Source organism: Anabaena catenula FACHB-362 (assembly GCF_014698735.1).
GTDB classification, from domain to species: Bacteria; Cyanobacteriota; Cyanobacteriia; order Cyanobacteriales; family Nostocaceae; genus Anabaena; species Anabaena variabilis_A.
The window spans coordinates 67,423-83,629 of the sequence record NZ_JACJTQ010000024.1 but is presented as its reverse complement, the minus strand read 5'-3'; the positions used below and the strand labels follow the sequence as shown (position 1 = coordinate 83,629).

Sequence of the window (16,207 nt, the reverse complement as noted above, 5' to 3'; positions counted from 1 at the left end):
ACACTCCCCTAAACGGTTTTGTCTTTCTCATCATACATTCAAGAAGATTGGGGAGATGGGGAGAATTGTCTGTTCCCGGTTGGGAGTTATTAAAATCTTTGACCTAGTCCAATATGCACTTGGCTATCTCCTTGGTCATTAATACCATAATCAGCCCGAATTAAGCCCAAAGGTGAGTCAACCCGCACTCCTGCACCATAACCAAAACCATTCCCCGGCTTACCACGTACACCCGCTGGATCTCCTAAAACCGTGTCCCCAGAACCTAAATCGGAAGCAAAGTCGGCAAATAGTACACCCCCAGCAATGGGGAAAATTGGAAAGCGGTATTCAGCAGAAGCTAACACATAACTGCGACCACTACCAACTTTTCCAGAATCATAGCCGCGTACTGAATTAGAACCACCTAAATTGAAGGTTTCGTAAGGTGGTAAATCACCAACTACAGTACCAGCTTGCAAATTTAAAGCAAATACTTGTGGCTGTTTGCTGTTAAATAATTTAACTGGCATATACTGGCTATAATTGCCCCGGAGACGATTCATGGTAATTTGACCATGACCAACGGGAATAGATTGTTCAGTGCTAAAGGTTAGGATAGAACCTTGAGTAGGTTTAGCAGGATTATCTCGTTCGTCTTTAGTAGCTGAGAAAGATACGGTAGTCAGGTCATCAATTCCCGTTCCACTAAATGATAAGGGGTTCTGATTGGCATCAGTTGGGGTAATATTACCTTGGCGATCGCGGATAGTAGTACGAGAGTAGTTAAGTCCTACAGAAGCGTCCCAACCATCAGTTTTCTGCTGAAGACTCACACTACCACCAATTCGTCCTTCGCGTACCTTATCGTCATTTCCTAGCCTAATTTCATCATCAAAAGTATCCGAAAGTTCCCGTCGCCGGAAGGTTTTGATGTTATACCCTAAGCGATTGGGGTTAGTTGCCCGATAGGGACTGGTGAAATTAGTATTAAACAGTACATCTTGTCTATTTATCTCTACATTGGCTGCCAATGTATCATTAACTCCGCCAATATTTTGATCTCTGTAACTTAAGATGACTGACAGCCCATCATCAGCATTATAACCGCCGCCCAAGTTAACTGAACGCGCCCCAACTTCCTTGAGTTCGTATATCAAATCTAGTTTTGTTGCATCTCCTTCAAAAGCCACATTGACGCTTTGAAATAAACCCAATTTATATAAAGCTTGTATATCTTGCTGGGCTAAATTGTCTTGAAAGACTTTACCTGGTTGTAACTTCAGTTGCTGTTTGATAAAATCGGCTTTAGTACGTCCCTTGACTGGGTTTCCATTGCTATCAACGTTTTTTCCCTCTTCGTTCAGAAAGCGAAATTTGATCTCACTTACCAAACCTTCAGCCACATTCACGGTGAGAATACCTTGGCGGTTAGGTTGAATCGATAGTACCCTCGCTAGGGTATAACCATTATCGGTATACCACTGGTTAATTTGTTTGACGGTTTGTTGTAGTCCTGCTGGGCTAATATCTTTACCAATCTGAGATTGAAAACTTTCTAAGGCTACTTTATAGGTGAGAACCTTGGCACCAGATAGTTGCAGAGTTCGGACTACTATTGGTTTGACTTGATATACTACATTCAAGCCTGTGGGCGTAATGCTGCTATTGACGGTGGCACTAGCAAATAAACCAGTATCTAAAATTGCTGTTACATCTGTTTGGAGTTGGTTTTGGCTGGTATCTCCACCTATTTGGGTTTTAATAACTTTGCCAATTATCTGCTCTAATTCGGGACTAGCTCCAATTATCTGGACATTAGTAGCTGTAACTACTAAGTTATTGTCTGTAGGAATATTGTTGTTGACACTTTTTGACACAACTACTCGCTCAGGGGCAAATTCCATAGCAAATGTAGTTTCTGGAGATGCTACGGTTTCTACCTGTGCTGGCTCGGCTTCTACAAATGGTACTACCACCACATCGGCGGCTGTATTGGTTTGTTCATCTTGATTTGTGATGGCAGTAGGCGCAGCAGTTGCTTGCTGAGTGACATTACTAGCTGCTACAGTAGCTAATGTAAAAATTGCCGCAGAAGAAAGTCGCATAATTAGTATTGATTAACTTAATTAACTCAGTCAGCAGTCAACAGTCAAGTCAACTACTGGGGATAATATGTAGTCCCCATACCTGTAGATAAACAGACTATTAATTGTAATTTTTTGTTTCTTGTCAATCTCTGTTGCTGATCTGCAAGATGGTTGATGAGTATTTATATCTAGAGAATTTTTACTAGATTAAATTTAGGCTTACTTGGTAATGGACAATACCTATTATGAGATTTTATGATCACAAATTGCAATAGGCAGTTATATTGCCTCAGGTTGACCACTTATCATTAGGTCTGACGCGGAGACACCGGGAGTTTTTTTGAACAGCAATTAGCCGGACTTGATAAGTACCCCGACAGAATTAATTACACGGACTGTTTTCCTGTTAAGAGTTCCCTCTCTCCACTAATGAATTTAATTTTGTCCGACTACTTATGAGACAGGACGACGTACTTCATTTACCAGGAAATAGCTGTAAACAAGACACAAAAGTTTACAATTTAAATCTAAAATCTAAAATCTAAAATTTAAAATCCTATGCGTGATTTATCCCCATTAAACCAAGTTGCAGACTCGGCAGCTACTACGTCTCCTTTGCAGTTACTAGTTTTAAGTAATGGTCATGGAGAAGATGTCATTGCTGTCCGCATTTTGCAGGAACTTCAACAACTCTCTTCCCCACCAGATATCTTTGCTTTACCTATAGTGGGTGAAGGACGTGCTTACCAACAGTTGAATGTTCCTTGTATTGGTTCGGTGCAGACTATGCCTTCTGGTGGCTTTATTTATATGGATAGTCGCCAGTTGATGCGAGATGTCCGTGGCGGTTTAGTGCAACTGACTTGGAAGCAAATTCAAGCTGTTCGTGGTTGGGTGAGTGATCAAACAAAGTTGGGTAATAAAAAGGCTATCTTAGCGGTGGGAGATATTGTACCACTGTTGTTTGCCGCCATAAGTGGTGCTAATTATGCTTTTATTGGCACGGCAAAATCTGAATATTATGTCAGGGATGAAGTGGGTTTGTTACCCAGAAAGTCAAAATCGGCACGGTGGGAAAATTTTTCTGGTTCCATTTATCATCCTTGGGAAAGGTGGTTGATGAGTCGTCGTCGTTGTCGTGCAGTGTTTCCTAGAGATTCGCTGACTACGGAAATTTTAAAAAAATGGCCAATTCCGGCTTTTGATTTGGGTAATCCGATGATGGACGGTTTGGAAAAGACTTTTAGCACTCCAAAGTTTTATGCGGCTGATGCTGAAAAGGAAGAGCTAGTTCGTCCTTTGATTGTGACTCTGCTCCCCGGTTCTCGTGAGCCAGAGGCTTATAGTAACTGGGAAATAATGATGGTTGCTGTGTCTGGGTTGATGGCTAGTTTTCGGGAGCGAGATTCTATTTTACCCTCGACTGGAACTGTGATTTTTTTAGGTGCGATCGCTCCTGGGTTAGATTGCACCATTTTATCCCAAGCTTTGCAAATCCAAGGTTGGCGTTCCTGTCCCGAATCTCCTATCCAACTTTCTGATGCTAATATTTTGACTTTTAAACAAAGAAATGCATACTTAGTTCTGAGCCAACAAGCTTATAATGACTGCTTACATTGGGGAGATTTAGCGATCGCAATGGCAGGGACAGCAACAGAACAATTTGTTGGTTTAGGCAAACCAGCGATCGCTATTCCAGGCAATGGTCCACAATATAACCCTGCTTTTGCTGAGGCTCAAAGTCGTCTTTTAGGAGCATCTCTGATTTTAGTAGACCAACCAGCAAAAGTTGCCCAAGCAGTAAAATCCCTACTCAAAAATCCCGACAGTTTACAAGTAATTGCTGAAAACGGTGTTCAGCGAATGGGGAGGTCAGGTGCAGCAAAACATATTGCCGAATGTTTACAAGCTCGATTGTGAGAAAATAATCTTAACCCACTAACCCAGAACGCAAGGCTCTAACAGCAGCTTGTGTCCGGTCATCCGCACAGAGTTTATTCAAAATGTTACGAACATGAGTTTTGACTGTACCTACTGTGATGTAGAGTTTTTCCGCAATTTGTCCATTACTACAACCAGCAACAATCAACTCTAGAATTTCCAATTCCCGTTGAGTCAAGGGGTAGGTTTCCAAAACTTGCTCGTATTCTGTAGCTAGAGCCTCAATTTTTACAGTCTTTGGCTTATCAGATGATTGGCTATCTCCTGGTAAACCCTGACGCATCTTTCGTAACACAACATTGGCAATGGCCGGATCAATCCAAGAGTTACCACCATAAGTTGCTTGTATGGCCTCAGTTAATTTACTGATGCTTGTCTCCTTCATATAATAAGAATCTGCTCCAGCCGCAAAAGCAGCCAGCACAGCGTCTTCAGTGTGATCCATCGTTAAAATGAGAATTTTTGTGTTCGACTGTCCAGTTTCTGTTTGGTACCGCTTGAACTTGCGCGTGAGTTCAATGCCATCCATATCTGGCAAGCCAATGTCTACCACCGCCACATCTGGCTTAGTAGTTTCTAAAAGTTTTAATCCCTGAGTGGCATTTGCCGCTTCACCAACAACTCTTAACCCGCTGTGTGACTGCAATGCAGCCCTTAGTCCCATACGGGTTAAATCATGATCTTCAATTAAAACAATGCTAATTTCACTCATTTTTACACTCAACTCTTTATCTGACTACTTTTCCAAAGTTAAGACTTTAGTGTAAGTGTTGGCTCTAATTTCCCCAAACCAAAGGTAGATGATATTTTGGCTGTCCTGCATCCATCGATAGAAATAATAAATTTCCCTTTTTTATGTAAGGTGAAAGTAAAAATCTAACTACGGGTATATGGCTATTCGGCAAAAAAAGGTGAAATATGGATGAGAAGAATGCTGCATAATCTTATCCATTGGTTACGATTCCGAGTTTATTCAGTCGAAACTCCTCCTTAATTTTATTTGTCAGCCTGGGGTAAAGCTGACAAGAATCCACAAATTATCACAAGCTAAAGTTACTTGAGAAACAAGTCAAAAATTCTCAAAAGCCATCTTGAGCTAGACTATTGAATTCAGAAAATTCATGGAGCTATATGTCATATTCATAAAACTCACCTTTTCTCAACTCTCATTCTTCGATTATAGGTGTGGATTCCCAAAAATAGTTATTGACAGAAAGATGTTAAATTTTGTATTTGGGATTTCCGATCAAAAATAGCCGATTTTTGAGCCAATCCTATTAACTACGGCAAAAATCTTCAATCCCAAATTATAAATCTTAAACTTGGGAGATTGAAGCCTAGAGACAGTTAAAAATCCAAACTGGAGATATTAAAAATATGTAGTTTTTTATCGAGATTATTCAAATAATAGCCTCATCTTAGCTTAATTTTTTGTCAAAAATTTTGACTTTTAGCGCCTAACTTATGCAGCACAAAATTTAGGTAATTTTTATAAATTTTTATAAATTTTTATAATTACCATCTCACAGCTATATGTCAATATATCCCGGGAGTCTACTCACAAAAGTAGCTATTTTTTTTAGATTGGCATAGGTGAAACCATTTTTTCAAGATTATTTTTTAAGCTCCAAGATTAATACCATTTTGGATTTTATATTTTGGATTGTCAAGGACTTACTACATCAATTTTGCAGGTTGCCATTTGTCACCATCATTTTTAAAATTGTGTAATGAGAACAGAATAAAAGTATTTATTTTTCCTGAAGGACTGACATGAAACCTGAAAAATAATACATACTGCTGCTCAGACTTTAAAAAAAATAAATCTCAACTATTTAAATTTTTTAATAATGAGTCACCTAACACTAATTATTCAGCATTTAGCAAAAATCTGCTGAATAAAAATCCTCAAATCCTTGATATGCAATGTTTCTATGCAACTCTCACTAATGACTGAGGACGGCGAACACTTACTCATTTACAATTATATTGAGATGAGTAAAGTACTTGATTTGACTGCATATCAATTTCACTTAACTTAGGAGATAATGATTTTAATGTGCATAATTACTAATTACTTACCAGTCATTAGTAATTAAATTAAGGTGATTGTACTTTAACCACAACGGTCAAAAGTAGATTCAATCAAAGGCATTTAAAGAAAATCTAAAATATTCTCTGTAAATGCTAGTAAAGGACAGTAAAATTGATTAATATAGTATAAATAGAGGATAAAAAAGTTAATGTAACAAATCTGAATTAGATATTGTGTGAAATACCTAAATCACTACCGAAATTATAGAATTCCTAGTTAATTTTTTTGAAAGTGATCTGCGCTCTATACTTAAAAAACTCAGTATCCTTATTTCCTATTAAGAATTAAGAGTTAAAAGTTAAGAGCCTCCATGAGTAACTACAGCCATGCCACGTCACCTATCAGTAATCAAACTGGATTTCTATAGATATTAAAGGCTCAAAATCAACAGGGGTAAATGTTGTATTTGCATAGCTTGAAAACATAAATCCTGTACATCAACCTGTATTGGACAGCGAAAGTAAAAACCAATGGAAGAGACGCTGAAAATCTTGGTTGTGGATAATGATGAAGCAGATCGCATGGCAGTACGTCTAGCCTTAGCTAAAGCAGGTATTTGCATGGAACTGCATGAAGTCAGTGAAATTAATAAGGCACTGGCTGCTCTCAAAAGTACTAATTTTGATTGTGTTATTCTTGATAATTATTTACCAGATCAAGATGGATTAAATTCAATTCACAAGCTACTTTCTTCAGAAATCAAAGTTCCTTTAGTCATTCTCTCTGCTCAAGGAAATGAACAAATAGCTGTCGAGTTAATGAAAGCAGGTGCTACAGACTATCTCCCTAAGTCTAAACTATCTCCAGAAACTTTGGCACAGACTTTGCGGAATGCAATTCGGTTATACCGTGCTGAAATGGAGGCAGCTTTAGCAAATCAAAAGTTGAAAGAAAGTTATGAACAACTGCTTCATAAGAACCAAGAATTGGAGAAACAACGCCAACAAATTCAGCTACAAAACTTGAAGTTATTGGAAGCATCACGGCTCAAGTCACAATTTTTAGCAACTATTTCTCATGAGTTGCGAACACCGATGAATGCCATTATTGGTTTTTCACAAATATTGTTACGTCCCAAATTTGCTCAACTTACCAATCAGCAAGCAGATATGGTTGAGCGTATCCTCAATAATGGTAAGCATTTGCTGATGTTGCTCAATGAAGTGCTGGACTTTTCTAAACTGGAGTCTGGTAAATTAGATCTAAAGCCGGAAATATTTGACTTGTCTAAAATAGTTAATAAGACGGTAGAAGAAATACGTTCTTTAGCTGAAGCCAAAAAATTATCTCTGGTAGTAAAAACAGATTTACAAAATACTTTGGTTTTTAATGATCCAGTGCGAGTACATCAGATTGTAATTAACCTACTATCCAATGCAGTTAAGTTTACAGAAAATGGAGGTATTTGGGTAGAAGTAAAAGAAACCCCTAACAATCGAGTAACTATTAGTATTAGGGATACAGGAATAGGTATTTCTCCTGGAGATTTTGAACATATTTTTGAAGCATTTCGGCAAGTAGATCAAGGAATTAGCCGCAAATATCCGGGAACTGGTTTGGGTTTAGCAATTATTGATTCCTTGGTACAAATGATGGGAGGAGAAATATTTCTCGAAAGTCAATTAGAAGTAGGTTCAATATTTATAATTGAATTACCACGCCAAGTAGTATTAGCACCTAGTTTAGCAGATAGTTCTAGTTTAAATTTTGGTAGTGATAGTTTGTATTATTCTCATAATAATAATCCCCAATTTCCATCTAAATTTAGTAAATATTCTCTGGGATATCCTAATCTCAAACCCTAATTAAATTATCTAATTTAGATCCTTTACCAAGAAGTTAACAAACCATGTCTGTTGTCAAAAACGATAAAATTGACCGAATCCTAGCAGTTGATGATACTAGAGATAATCTCATTTTAGTACAAACAATTTTAGAAAGTGAGGGGTATGAAATTGATTTAGCCGCAGATGGTGCAACTGCTTTACAAAAAGTGGCTCAATCTCCACCTCAGCTGATTCTCCTAGATGTAATGATGCCAGGAATGGATGGTTATGAAGTTACGCGTAGAATTCGTAATAATCCTGATCTTAGCTATATTCCGATTTTGTTGATCACAGCCTTTCACGAATCCAGTGTTGTCGAAGGATTGGATATTGGGGCTGATGATTTTATTCGTAAACCCTTTGATACAGATGAATTATTGGCGAGAGTGCGATCGCTCCTTCGTCTCAAGCATAGTATAGACGAACAGCAAAAAATGACACGCCAGCGAGAAGATTTTGTTTCTCGTCTAACTCATGATTTGCGAACACCTCTAGTAGCTGCTGATCGAATGCTGAGTTTGTTTCAACAGGAAACTTTCTGTAAGATCTCTCCAGAAATGAAGCAAGCGATCTCTGTCATGATTCGCAGTAATCAAAATTTAATGGAAATGGTCAATACCTTACTAGAAGTTTATCGCTTTGAGGCAGGAAAAAAGACTTTAAATTTGCAAAACTGCGACTTAAAAGAAATAGCGCAAGAAGTAGTAAGTGAACTAAATCTCCTTGCTAATGAGAAAAATTTGACTCTGACATTAGATACTAATCAGTTAAATCAACAAGGCGATAATGCCGGCGTTACAATTGGTGATAGACTGGAACTAAGACGAGTTTTAAATAACTTAATTGGTAATGCTATCAAGTTTACAGATAAAGGCAGCATAGAGATTGGCATTTCTGAAAATTTATCTGCCACTAAGGATAAAGCTGAAACCATAATTAAAGTTGCTGATACAGGTTATGGAATTGCACCTGAAGATCAAGCAACTATTTTTGAGAGGTTTCGTCAAGGGAGAAACAAAAGATCAGGTAGTGGTTTAGGATTGCATTTATCACGCTGTATCATAGAAGCACATGGAGGCAAAATCGAACTTTTTTCAGAATTAGGTAAAGGTAGTATATTCACAGTTCGACTACCAAAAAAACCTTGATTTCTGTCATAAAATATAGTAGCCGTTTTGGAATTTTTAATTTTGTAGTTTCAATTCCCGCAAGGGGTTGACTGATTTGCAGCGGGATTAGCTATTCCTGACATACTTCAACAGCTGAATGTGGCTGCAATTTTTCTTGTAGCAAACGACAAATAATCATCTCTAAATCTTCAAGCATATAGGGTTTACTGATATAGTCATTAAAACCCGCTCTCAGGAAGCGATCTTCCTGATCTCTACCAGCTAAAGCAGTGACTGCAACTACTGGAATATTCCAGGTTAGTGGTTCACGCTTTAAATATTTCATCACATCCAAACCACTCAGACCAGGTAACAAAATATCTAATAAAATTAAGTCTGGCTGATAATTTTTGGCTACTAGTAGAGTGCTAGAACTATCTGTTTGACAAATAAATCTACACCCAATTGATTCCAGGGCATAACTAAGTAGCAGTAGACTGTCATCATGATCTTCTACAACCAAAATTAAAGGCTTCTGAGAAGTTTGCTTTTTTTCATCACTCATGAATGAATTTGCCAGATACATCTCTTATCCAGAAGATTATATTGGGATATATCCTTTTTCTCCTATAAACAAACGACATATCCCGCGAGCTATCAGATAAAGCTAAATCTGGTTGATATCGTGTTTCATTTGGGTTCAGTTGAGAACCTTTACCCATCTTAAAAAAACAGGACAATCTTGAACTAAATAAATTTATTATACACTTCTTGATCAGATGCAAAATTACAGAATATTTTCTTCATGCCTTCATCATAACTTTACATAAAAAAAATCAACATTGACTTCCGTACTATCCCAGTAATTATTGTCATAATTGGGGAATTGATCAATATGACTTCGATGTCATCTGAAGAACTGTCAATTTGTCAATAAATTAGCTGATACTTGCTCAAACATAACTATTTTGAACAGAATACTTGACACAGATGAAATTTTGTATTACGTTGTAATGTTGAAGTTTAGTGCTGATTAATGCAGGAAAATTTTCATGTCATAGCGAGTTAATTATGTAAAGTTATGTTGTGCATTGCTCTTTTCACAATTTCATAAAAATTACTGAATTTTACGGCTTGCGTACATTTGTATAATACTTACAGCAGATTGCCAGTTGCACTAAGTAAAAACTAAAAATCAAAATATATCTCTAGCGTAGCGTAAACCATATATTACCCTACGCTCTCAAAGAGCAAGCAGCTTTCACTCCTGACTTCTTTCTACCAAGAATAAAGTCTTTGGCTCTGGCAACTTGCACTCAGGTAGTTTATAGTACGAGAAAAGTTTTGCATAATCTCCTGCGTCAGCAGCAAATAATTTGACTTTCCTAAATCACATAAAATATGGAATTTGATTATTTCCGAAACAACGACGGTAATTCTACGAATAACAACCGCCAAAATCTACTCTCTGCTGGTTGGCGGCCATTTCACCGTGACTTTGATTGGGACTATCTGTGGCAAGTAGTCTCTCATGATACTCAGGAGTTAACCCAGAAAAGTATTAATCTGGCTAGTTATTATGCTGATGCTTTAGCTAGAAAAGATTATGCTTGGTGGGCAAATATATTAAATCTAGCTTCTGACTATACTCGTGGTGAATTACAAAAATATTGGAATTTCATTACACCAGAACCACTAACACCAGATTATCGCTACAAAGATGTTTTAAGTACAGAAACGCCTATAGTACAATTTGTCAGTCGCAACAGTATTCCCATTGATTATGTACTTAATCTCTTGCAAGAAATTACTGTTTTGCGAGTTTTACGGTTATTAGAACGTCCTGATATTATTACCCAATATTATTCAGAGAGAGATTTTTATTTTCCTGTCGAGAAGTTTGTGAATTGGGAACGTTTAGATGTATTAAATACTGTCTATGCTTATTGGGCAAAATACGATATTTGGCTGCAAATTGATCCCTATGATCGCGGAAGAAGACAATATACTTTAATGTCGCAAAATCTGGCATCTTTAATTAATAAAGCTACCCATGATTTAGCGGTGATGTTGAGTGGATATCAAAGTCGTGTAGGTAAGGTTCACAGTCAATTTCCTATTCGCACATTTCCCAAAGAGATTCAAGATTTCAGTGATTTAGTCCAGCAAGCGATTCTCAATCAAAATCAACTAGCAGTTGTAGTACATGGAGAACCAGGCACAGGTAAAACAGCATGGACACAATCAGTAGCCAAGGAAATTCTTGTACCTTTAGGGTATGTAATTTTTATTTTGGATCATGATGCTATCACCAACTTTGTTCCGCCAACTTACTTAGAAAAAATTTGTATTATTATCAATGAAGCTGACAATTTAGCACAAGATCGGGCTTCAGAAGTAGCACAATATAATAACAAAACTGAACATATTTTGGCGTTGCTAGATGGGACTTTGTATCAGAGTGTTATTGACGAATCTGGAGTGCAGATAAAGCAGCGGTTGGTGGTATTGATGACTTGTAACACCACGGAAAGATTAGATCCAGCTATGTTACGTAAAGGCAGAGTAGATTTGATGTGTGAGTTTACTGAGCGTTTTGTTTAAAAAATCAGTTAACAGTAATTGTGATGATTACAGTCGCATTAGCCTGAATAGGAAAACAGATTTTCTCAATTTAATCTCAATTGAAATATTATGAATCCACAATCTCCGTTGCAGTTGACTAAAGGGGCTATTCTGCGTTTAAGCCTGTTATTTTTGGCAATGCTTGGGTTTGTTTTGTGGTTAAATCAGTCTGGTTCAATGGAAAATTCCCAACTTTTAGAAACTCTTTACAGTCAGGGAAATTACATTGAGGCAGTATTATGGGGTTTATTTGCCTTGGGATTTCTAGTATATAGCTACAAACGAGATTCCCTCATTGCTAAACGCAAAAATCAAATTACTGCGGTGATTTTTCTGTTGTTCGGGTTATCTGATATTGTTGAAGTTCAAACTGGAGGATGGTGGAAACCTTGGTGGTTGTTCCTCTGGAAAGCAAGTTGTGTTTTAGGCTTTATAGTCTGCTTTTGGGATTATTTAAAAAACCAACGTTCAAAAAATGATTAAATCACATTCAAGTATTAGTTAATAATCATGGAAAATGAGTAATTCACGGTTAGTGAAAATCAGCAAATTTCTGAGTAAATATTTACGTCATCAACCAGAAGAAATAGGAATTAAATTAGTTACTGGTGGTTGGGTTTCTGTAGATGAATTGCTAACTGCTTGTGCTAAAAACAAATTTCCCATTACCCGACAAGAATTACAGGAGGTAGTGGCCACAAATGATAAAAAACGCTTTTCCTTTGATTCTACCCATACTTTCATTCGTGCTAATCAAGGACACAGTATAGAAATTGATTTACAGTTAGAACCTGCTGTTCCCCCAGATGTGCTTTATCACGGTACAGGACAAAAATCTGTAGAATCGATTATGCAATCAGGCATTTGCAAAATGTCACGCCATCATGTTCATTTATCACCAGATATCTCTACAGCAAAAATAGTGGGTGCAAGGCATGGAAAACCTGTTATTTTTACAGTAAATGCTGGAGTAATGTATCAGTCAGGTTATATTTTCTATTGTTCTGATAATGGTGTTTGGTTAGTGGATCATGTACCACTTGAATATTTACAGCTATTTTTAGGTAAATGAATCACACAGCAGAAATTAAAACAAACCCTCTCCTTAACAAGAAGAGGGATTTGATTCAGGACGTTCTTGAGGTTTTATGTAATGTCCGCCATCGCCCTGGAATCTCACTATTCATCAAGAACAGTAACAACTTAAGCAATCACCTTTGCTTTTGACCAAACACCGTTCTCATCTTCATCAAATTGTTGGCGAACAGCATTCCAAGCTGATTGTTCAGCTGTAAATTCGTCATTTGTTTCATTAAGTACGACGTTATAGCGCTCAATAAATAGTCCTTGGGCTTCTCTGGAAAGATGAGTGCGAACTTCAGGCGCTAAATCCTCTGGGCTGTTACATCGGCCAGGACAAGGATGATCCAAGGCTTTATCAATTGTGTGAATCTCTTCACCACCAGCGCTTTCAAATAGCAATTGATATTCACCAGTGCGATCGCTCGGAATTTCCGCCATCAATAGGAATTCCCCAGCTTCTAAGCGAGTTTGGTAAATAGTAGCTTTGTCTTCTGGCATTCCCAAAGTAGTGAGAACTGATACTAAACCAGCACCTGCACTACCTGCGATCGCACCACTGGCAGCCCCCAACAACACTGCACCAATTGGTCCCGCTGCCACAACCGGCCCGATAAAGGGAATAAACAATACACCAACACCCGTCAACAAACTCAGGAAAGAACCAAACAAAGAACCAAAAATTGCTCCTGTTTTCAAACCTCCCAGAATCACATCTTTCTTAGTCAGAAAACCAGAAATTCTTGTTTCTGACTGGAAATTTCTGCCCATCACAGAAATATAATCCTTGGGTACGCCTCTATCTAGTAAACGGCGAATTACATCATCAATTTGCTTTTGTTCTTTAAATACAGCCGAGATAGTGCGTTCAGCTTGATATCCTTCTGACACTTGTATACTCCTTTATTTTTTGTGTTGACAATTCTCGACTACACACCCACTGGTGTTTTAGTTTTTGTTGCTTGCTGTTTACCATCTGGTTGCAGCGCCTCTCCTTCAATAAATGAGCGCAACATCCACGCTATTTGCTCATGTTCTTCCATGAGATTAGTCAAAAAGTCAGCAGTTCCCTGATCATGAAACTCATCACTACACTGATCTACATGATCTCTTAAATTGCGAATAATCTGCTCATGATCTTTAACCAAGTGAGCTACCATCCCCGTGGCTAAGGGAATTTTATCAGCGTGTTCTTTGAGAGTAGCAATCTTGAGAAATCCCTCCATTGTGCCAATTGGATAACAACCCAAAGCCCGAATTCTTTCAGCCAATTTATCAATATTTTCGGTCAGTGCGTTATAGTGTTCTTCCCAAAGCTGGTGCAAAGTACGGAACTGAGGACCAACAACATCCCAATGATACTTTTTAGTTTTTACTAGCAATACATAAGAGTCTGCTAAATCTTGATTCAGCAAATTCACGACACCTTGGCGTTGTTCGTCTGTCAAACCAATATTTATTTTATTCATTGTCATCCTTCCCTACCTTTACTTACTTATATAAGTTCACAAAATATAGACATAATCCACATCGGTCTAAAGGAATAAAAGAAAATTAACTATTCATTCTTGATGATTTTTTTAATTTATGACTATAAATTATCTGGAAATCTAAAGCCTGATAACACAAAATAGGATCAATTTATAATACTTACATTACTCATTGATCCTACACCAAATTATGAATAATTGTTACTTATCGTTGCCTGTAACTTTTTCCAAAAAGCCTTTTACTTCCTGTTCTACTGAAGTTGCATTCTGGGAATTTGCGGGAGTCTTCATCTTGTCAATGTCAGCATCTCCCTGAACTTCGTTCAGTCCTTTATTAGTCTTTTCTTGAGTTTCTTTCAGTCCTATTGGTGGAGCTTTAGCCGCTTCATCGGTTTTGCGTTGAGTTTCGAGTAATTGTGTCGTACCTTCAGTTGGATCACTTTGATAACTACTGATAGCTAAAGCAGGAAAAGCATTAGATAAAAATATGAATGCACAAGCAAAAGCCACAATTAGAAATCTAGATGATGACTCAAATCTAGATCTAGCAAAATCAAGAATCTTCATTTGATATTTTCCACTCTATTCTGTCCTTCAATCATAGTGAGGTTCAACATTTATTAAATCAATCTTCAGAGAGAATTAGCCCGAATATCCAAGGAGACAAAAATCACTCTTTAGATATAAAACAAGACTGATAGCTCATATCTTGCACCATGATCCTTGCCGCAAAATCATGGTTTCTAACCCTGAGAATTTCGTGTTAAAGGGTATTATCCACCTACTTTTCTTGAGAAGATGCAAGATGTGAGAATATGCAAATGTTAGATTCCAAAGGAAAATATTTTCAGACTTCCTCGTTATGCAAAAACATAAAAACCTGTATTTGGGTATTTCCTTGCTCACCTTATCTTGTTGACAGCATCACGAAAACTAGAATGATAAAAGCTGTAGAAAATATTCCCTGAGATAGATTACAGATTTAATAACTCTACCCAATTTTCTAAACAATTATTCAATTTCATATTCATCTGTATCTATAATTTCCGCGATAGCAGCAACAGAGAGTTTTTGGTAAATATAAAATATTTACTGATTTTTGGAAAATATCGCTTTGTTAATATTTTTTACCATTATTTTTCGATTAGCATCATAAACTGCCTGGGAATCAATTCCCAGTCTCATAGCGAAAGTCCACTAAAGTGGACTAAAAGATTGTTTCGGTGGTTTCAGAATAAATTGTACTCTAGAAATGTCCTGATTGAGATGGGTTAATTAGATAAAATCAAATATCTATACTTTTAATATACCTTGAATATACTTCATTTATATCTACTTATAATATACCTATCTCTATACCTTGGCTCAACTTCATTTCCTCCAATTAGTGACAAGATAAAGATATGGAAACGAGAGAGAAATTCAAAAATAAAAGGCAGCAAAAACCATGAACCTACAAGTTAAGGAAGAATTACTACGTCAAGCAAAGCTAACTTTTAATGTCGCTTTGTGTGTTTCCGCAGCTTCAGCTATGATGACATTATTTGGTGTAGGTTTAATCTATTTTGATCAAGTATCAGAAGCTAGTTTAACAGCAGGTAGTGGCGCTTTGGCAACTATGAATAGCCTGAATTTTGCTAAACAAGCTAAGGATGAACTATGCGAAATGATTGAGGAGGATGAAGACTAAAATTAGTAGAGGTAAAGTAAAGTCCCAGAAGCCAGGGAATAAATTAAGAGTCTTATAGCTTAAGTCGGTTTTAACCGACTATTTTGGCTTAATGGATTCTATTTCAAGAATAAATTTTGATTTTTAGTTAAAAAGAGTGCGTTTTAACGCACTTTAGCTATTAGACCGGAAATTGATTTCCGGGTGGATCTGGAAACAAACAGATAAGACATTTTTGGGTTAATTTGATACCAATGAAACCCCTACTTCAAATCAAAATTATCTGTTAATACTGTAACAACT

General features: G+C 37.1%; 13 protein-coding genes. 7 read left to right on the top strand and 6 right to left on the bottom strand.

Annotated features, from left to right (window positions below; translation table 11 throughout):
- Positions 1-89: 89 nt before the first annotated feature.
- A complete protein-coding gene (locus tag H6G68_RS16220) occupies positions 90-2,087 on the bottom strand; it encodes a BamA/TamA family outer membrane protein (RefSeq protein WP_190907565.1) in 1,998 nt (665 codons plus the stop codon).
- 540 nt (positions 2,088-2,627) lie between these two features.
- On the opposite strand from H6G68_RS16220, the gene H6G68_RS16215 reads away from it, so the two are divergent.
- Positions 2,628-3,989 (top strand): lipid-A-disaccharide synthase-related protein, encoded by a 1,362-nt coding sequence (locus H6G68_RS16215; RefSeq protein ID WP_190907564.1) that lies wholly within the window; start codon positions 2,628-2,630, stop codon positions 3,987-3,989.
- A 10-nt stretch (positions 3,990-3,999) separates the two neighbouring features.
- Here H6G68_RS16215 and H6G68_RS16210 read toward each other — a convergent pair whose 3' ends face one another.
- Positions 4,000-4,722 (bottom strand): response regulator transcription factor, encoded by a 723-nt coding sequence (locus H6G68_RS16210; RefSeq protein WP_127054485.1) that lies wholly within the window; start codon positions 4,720-4,722, stop codon positions 4,000-4,002.
- 1,853 nt (positions 4,723-6,575) lie between these two features.
- Here H6G68_RS16210 and H6G68_RS16205 point away from each other — a divergent pair.
- Positions 6,576-7,910 carry an ATP-binding response regulator gene (locus tag H6G68_RS16205; protein ID WP_190907563.1) on the top strand — a complete coding sequence of 445 codons (1,335 nt, stop codon included), beginning with the start codon at positions 6,576-6,578 and terminating at the stop codon, positions 7,908-7,910.
- A gap of 44 nt (positions 7,911-7,954) precedes the next feature.
- Entirely contained in the window at positions 7,955-9,079 is a 1,125-nt protein-coding gene (locus tag H6G68_RS16200; protein ID WP_190907562.1) for a hybrid sensor histidine kinase/response regulator, read from the top strand.
- Between the two features lie 91 nt (positions 9,080-9,170).
- Here H6G68_RS16200 and H6G68_RS16195 read toward each other — a convergent pair whose 3' ends face one another.
- Complete coding sequence (locus H6G68_RS16195; protein WP_190907561.1) at positions 9,171-9,626, bottom strand: response regulator; 456 nt, start codon at positions 9,624-9,626, stop codon at positions 9,171-9,173.
- A gap of 815 nt (positions 9,627-10,441) precedes the next feature.
- Between H6G68_RS16195 and H6G68_RS16190 the strand changes: the two genes are divergently transcribed.
- The 3 genes from H6G68_RS16190 (at position 10,442) to H6G68_RS16180 (ending at position 12,737) form a co-directional block, all read left to right on the top strand.
- On the top strand, positions 10,442-11,644 hold the full coding sequence (locus H6G68_RS16190) for an AAA family ATPase (protein WP_190907560.1): 1,203 nt from the start codon (positions 10,442-10,444) through the stop codon (positions 11,642-11,644).
- 90 nt (positions 11,645-11,734) lie between these two features.
- A complete protein-coding gene (locus tag H6G68_RS16185; protein WP_190907559.1) occupies positions 11,735-12,148 on the top strand; it encodes a hypothetical protein in 414 nt (137 codons plus the stop codon).
- Positions 12,149-12,182: 34 nt separating this feature from the next.
- Positions 12,183-12,737 (top strand): RNA 2'-phosphotransferase, encoded by a 555-nt coding sequence (locus H6G68_RS16180; RefSeq protein ID WP_190907558.1) that lies wholly within the window; start codon positions 12,183-12,185, stop codon positions 12,735-12,737.
- A 131-nt stretch (positions 12,738-12,868) separates the two neighbouring features.
- Here the strand turns inward: H6G68_RS16180 and H6G68_RS16175 are convergent, their stop codons facing one another.
- The 3 genes from H6G68_RS16175 to H6G68_RS16165 form a co-directional block, all read right to left on the bottom strand.
- A complete protein-coding gene (locus tag H6G68_RS16175) occupies positions 12,869-13,636 on the bottom strand; it encodes a ChaB family protein (protein ID WP_190907557.1) in 768 nt (255 codons plus the stop codon).
- A 38-nt stretch (positions 13,637-13,674) separates the two neighbouring features.
- Entirely contained in the window at positions 13,675-14,214 is a 540-nt protein-coding gene (locus H6G68_RS16170; RefSeq protein ID WP_190907556.1) for a Dps family protein, read from the bottom strand.
- A gap of 222 nt (positions 14,215-14,436) precedes the next feature.
- The gene (locus H6G68_RS16165) at positions 14,437-14,802 is read right to left on the bottom strand and encodes a hypothetical protein (protein WP_190907555.1); all 366 of its coding nucleotides are present in this window, start codon (positions 14,800-14,802) and stop codon (positions 14,437-14,439) included.
- Positions 14,803-15,682: 880 nt separating this feature from the next.
- On the opposite strand from H6G68_RS16165, the gene H6G68_RS16160 reads away from it, so the two are divergent.
- Complete coding sequence (locus H6G68_RS16160) at positions 15,683-15,925, top strand: TRADD-N-associated membrane domain-containing protein (protein ID WP_190907554.1); 243 nt, start codon at positions 15,683-15,685, stop codon at positions 15,923-15,925.
- Positions 15,926-16,207: the final 282 nt, after the last annotated feature.

What these genes read in the sequence shown, in the direction of transcription:
- H6G68_RS16220 (WP_190907565.1), bottom strand. Translation starts at nt 2,087, where the DNA reads ATGCGACTTTCTTCTGCGGCAATTTTTACATTAGCTACTGTAGCAGCT.
- H6G68_RS16165 (WP_190907555.1), bottom strand. Translation starts at nt 14,802, where the DNA reads ATGAAGATTCTTGATTTTGCTAGATCTAGATTTGAGTCATCATCTAGA.
- H6G68_RS16160 (WP_190907554.1), top strand. Translation starts at nt 15,683, where the DNA reads ATGAACCTACAAGTTAAGGAAGAATTACTACGTCAAGCAAAGCTAACT.
- H6G68_RS16190 (WP_190907560.1), top strand. Translation starts at nt 10,442, where the DNA reads ATGGAATTTGATTATTTCCGAAACAACGACGGTAATTCTACGAATAAC.
- H6G68_RS16210 (WP_127054485.1), bottom strand. Translation starts at nt 4,722, where the DNA reads ATGAGTGAAATTAGCATTGTTTTAATTGAAGATCATGATTTAACCCGT.
- H6G68_RS16180 (WP_190907558.1), top strand. Translation starts at nt 12,183, where the DNA reads ATGAGTAATTCACGGTTAGTGAAAATCAGCAAATTTCTGAGTAAATAT.
- H6G68_RS16170 (WP_190907556.1), bottom strand. Translation starts at nt 14,214, where the DNA reads ATGAATAAAATAAATATTGGTTTGACAGACGAACAACGCCAAGGTGTC.
- H6G68_RS16185 (WP_190907559.1), top strand. Translation starts at nt 11,735, where the DNA reads ATGAATCCACAATCTCCGTTGCAGTTGACTAAAGGGGCTATTCTGCGT.
- H6G68_RS16215 (WP_190907564.1), top strand. Translation starts at nt 2,628, where the DNA reads ATGCGTGATTTATCCCCATTAAACCAAGTTGCAGACTCGGCAGCTACT.
- H6G68_RS16195 (WP_190907561.1), bottom strand. Translation starts at nt 9,626, where the DNA reads ATGTATCTGGCAAATTCATTCATGAGTGATGAAAAAAAGCAAACTTCT.
- H6G68_RS16205 (WP_190907563.1), top strand. Translation starts at nt 6,576, where the DNA reads ATGGAAGAGACGCTGAAAATCTTGGTTGTGGATAATGATGAAGCAGAT.
- H6G68_RS16200 (WP_190907562.1), top strand. Translation starts at nt 7,955, where the DNA reads ATGTCTGTTGTCAAAAACGATAAAATTGACCGAATCCTAGCAGTTGAT.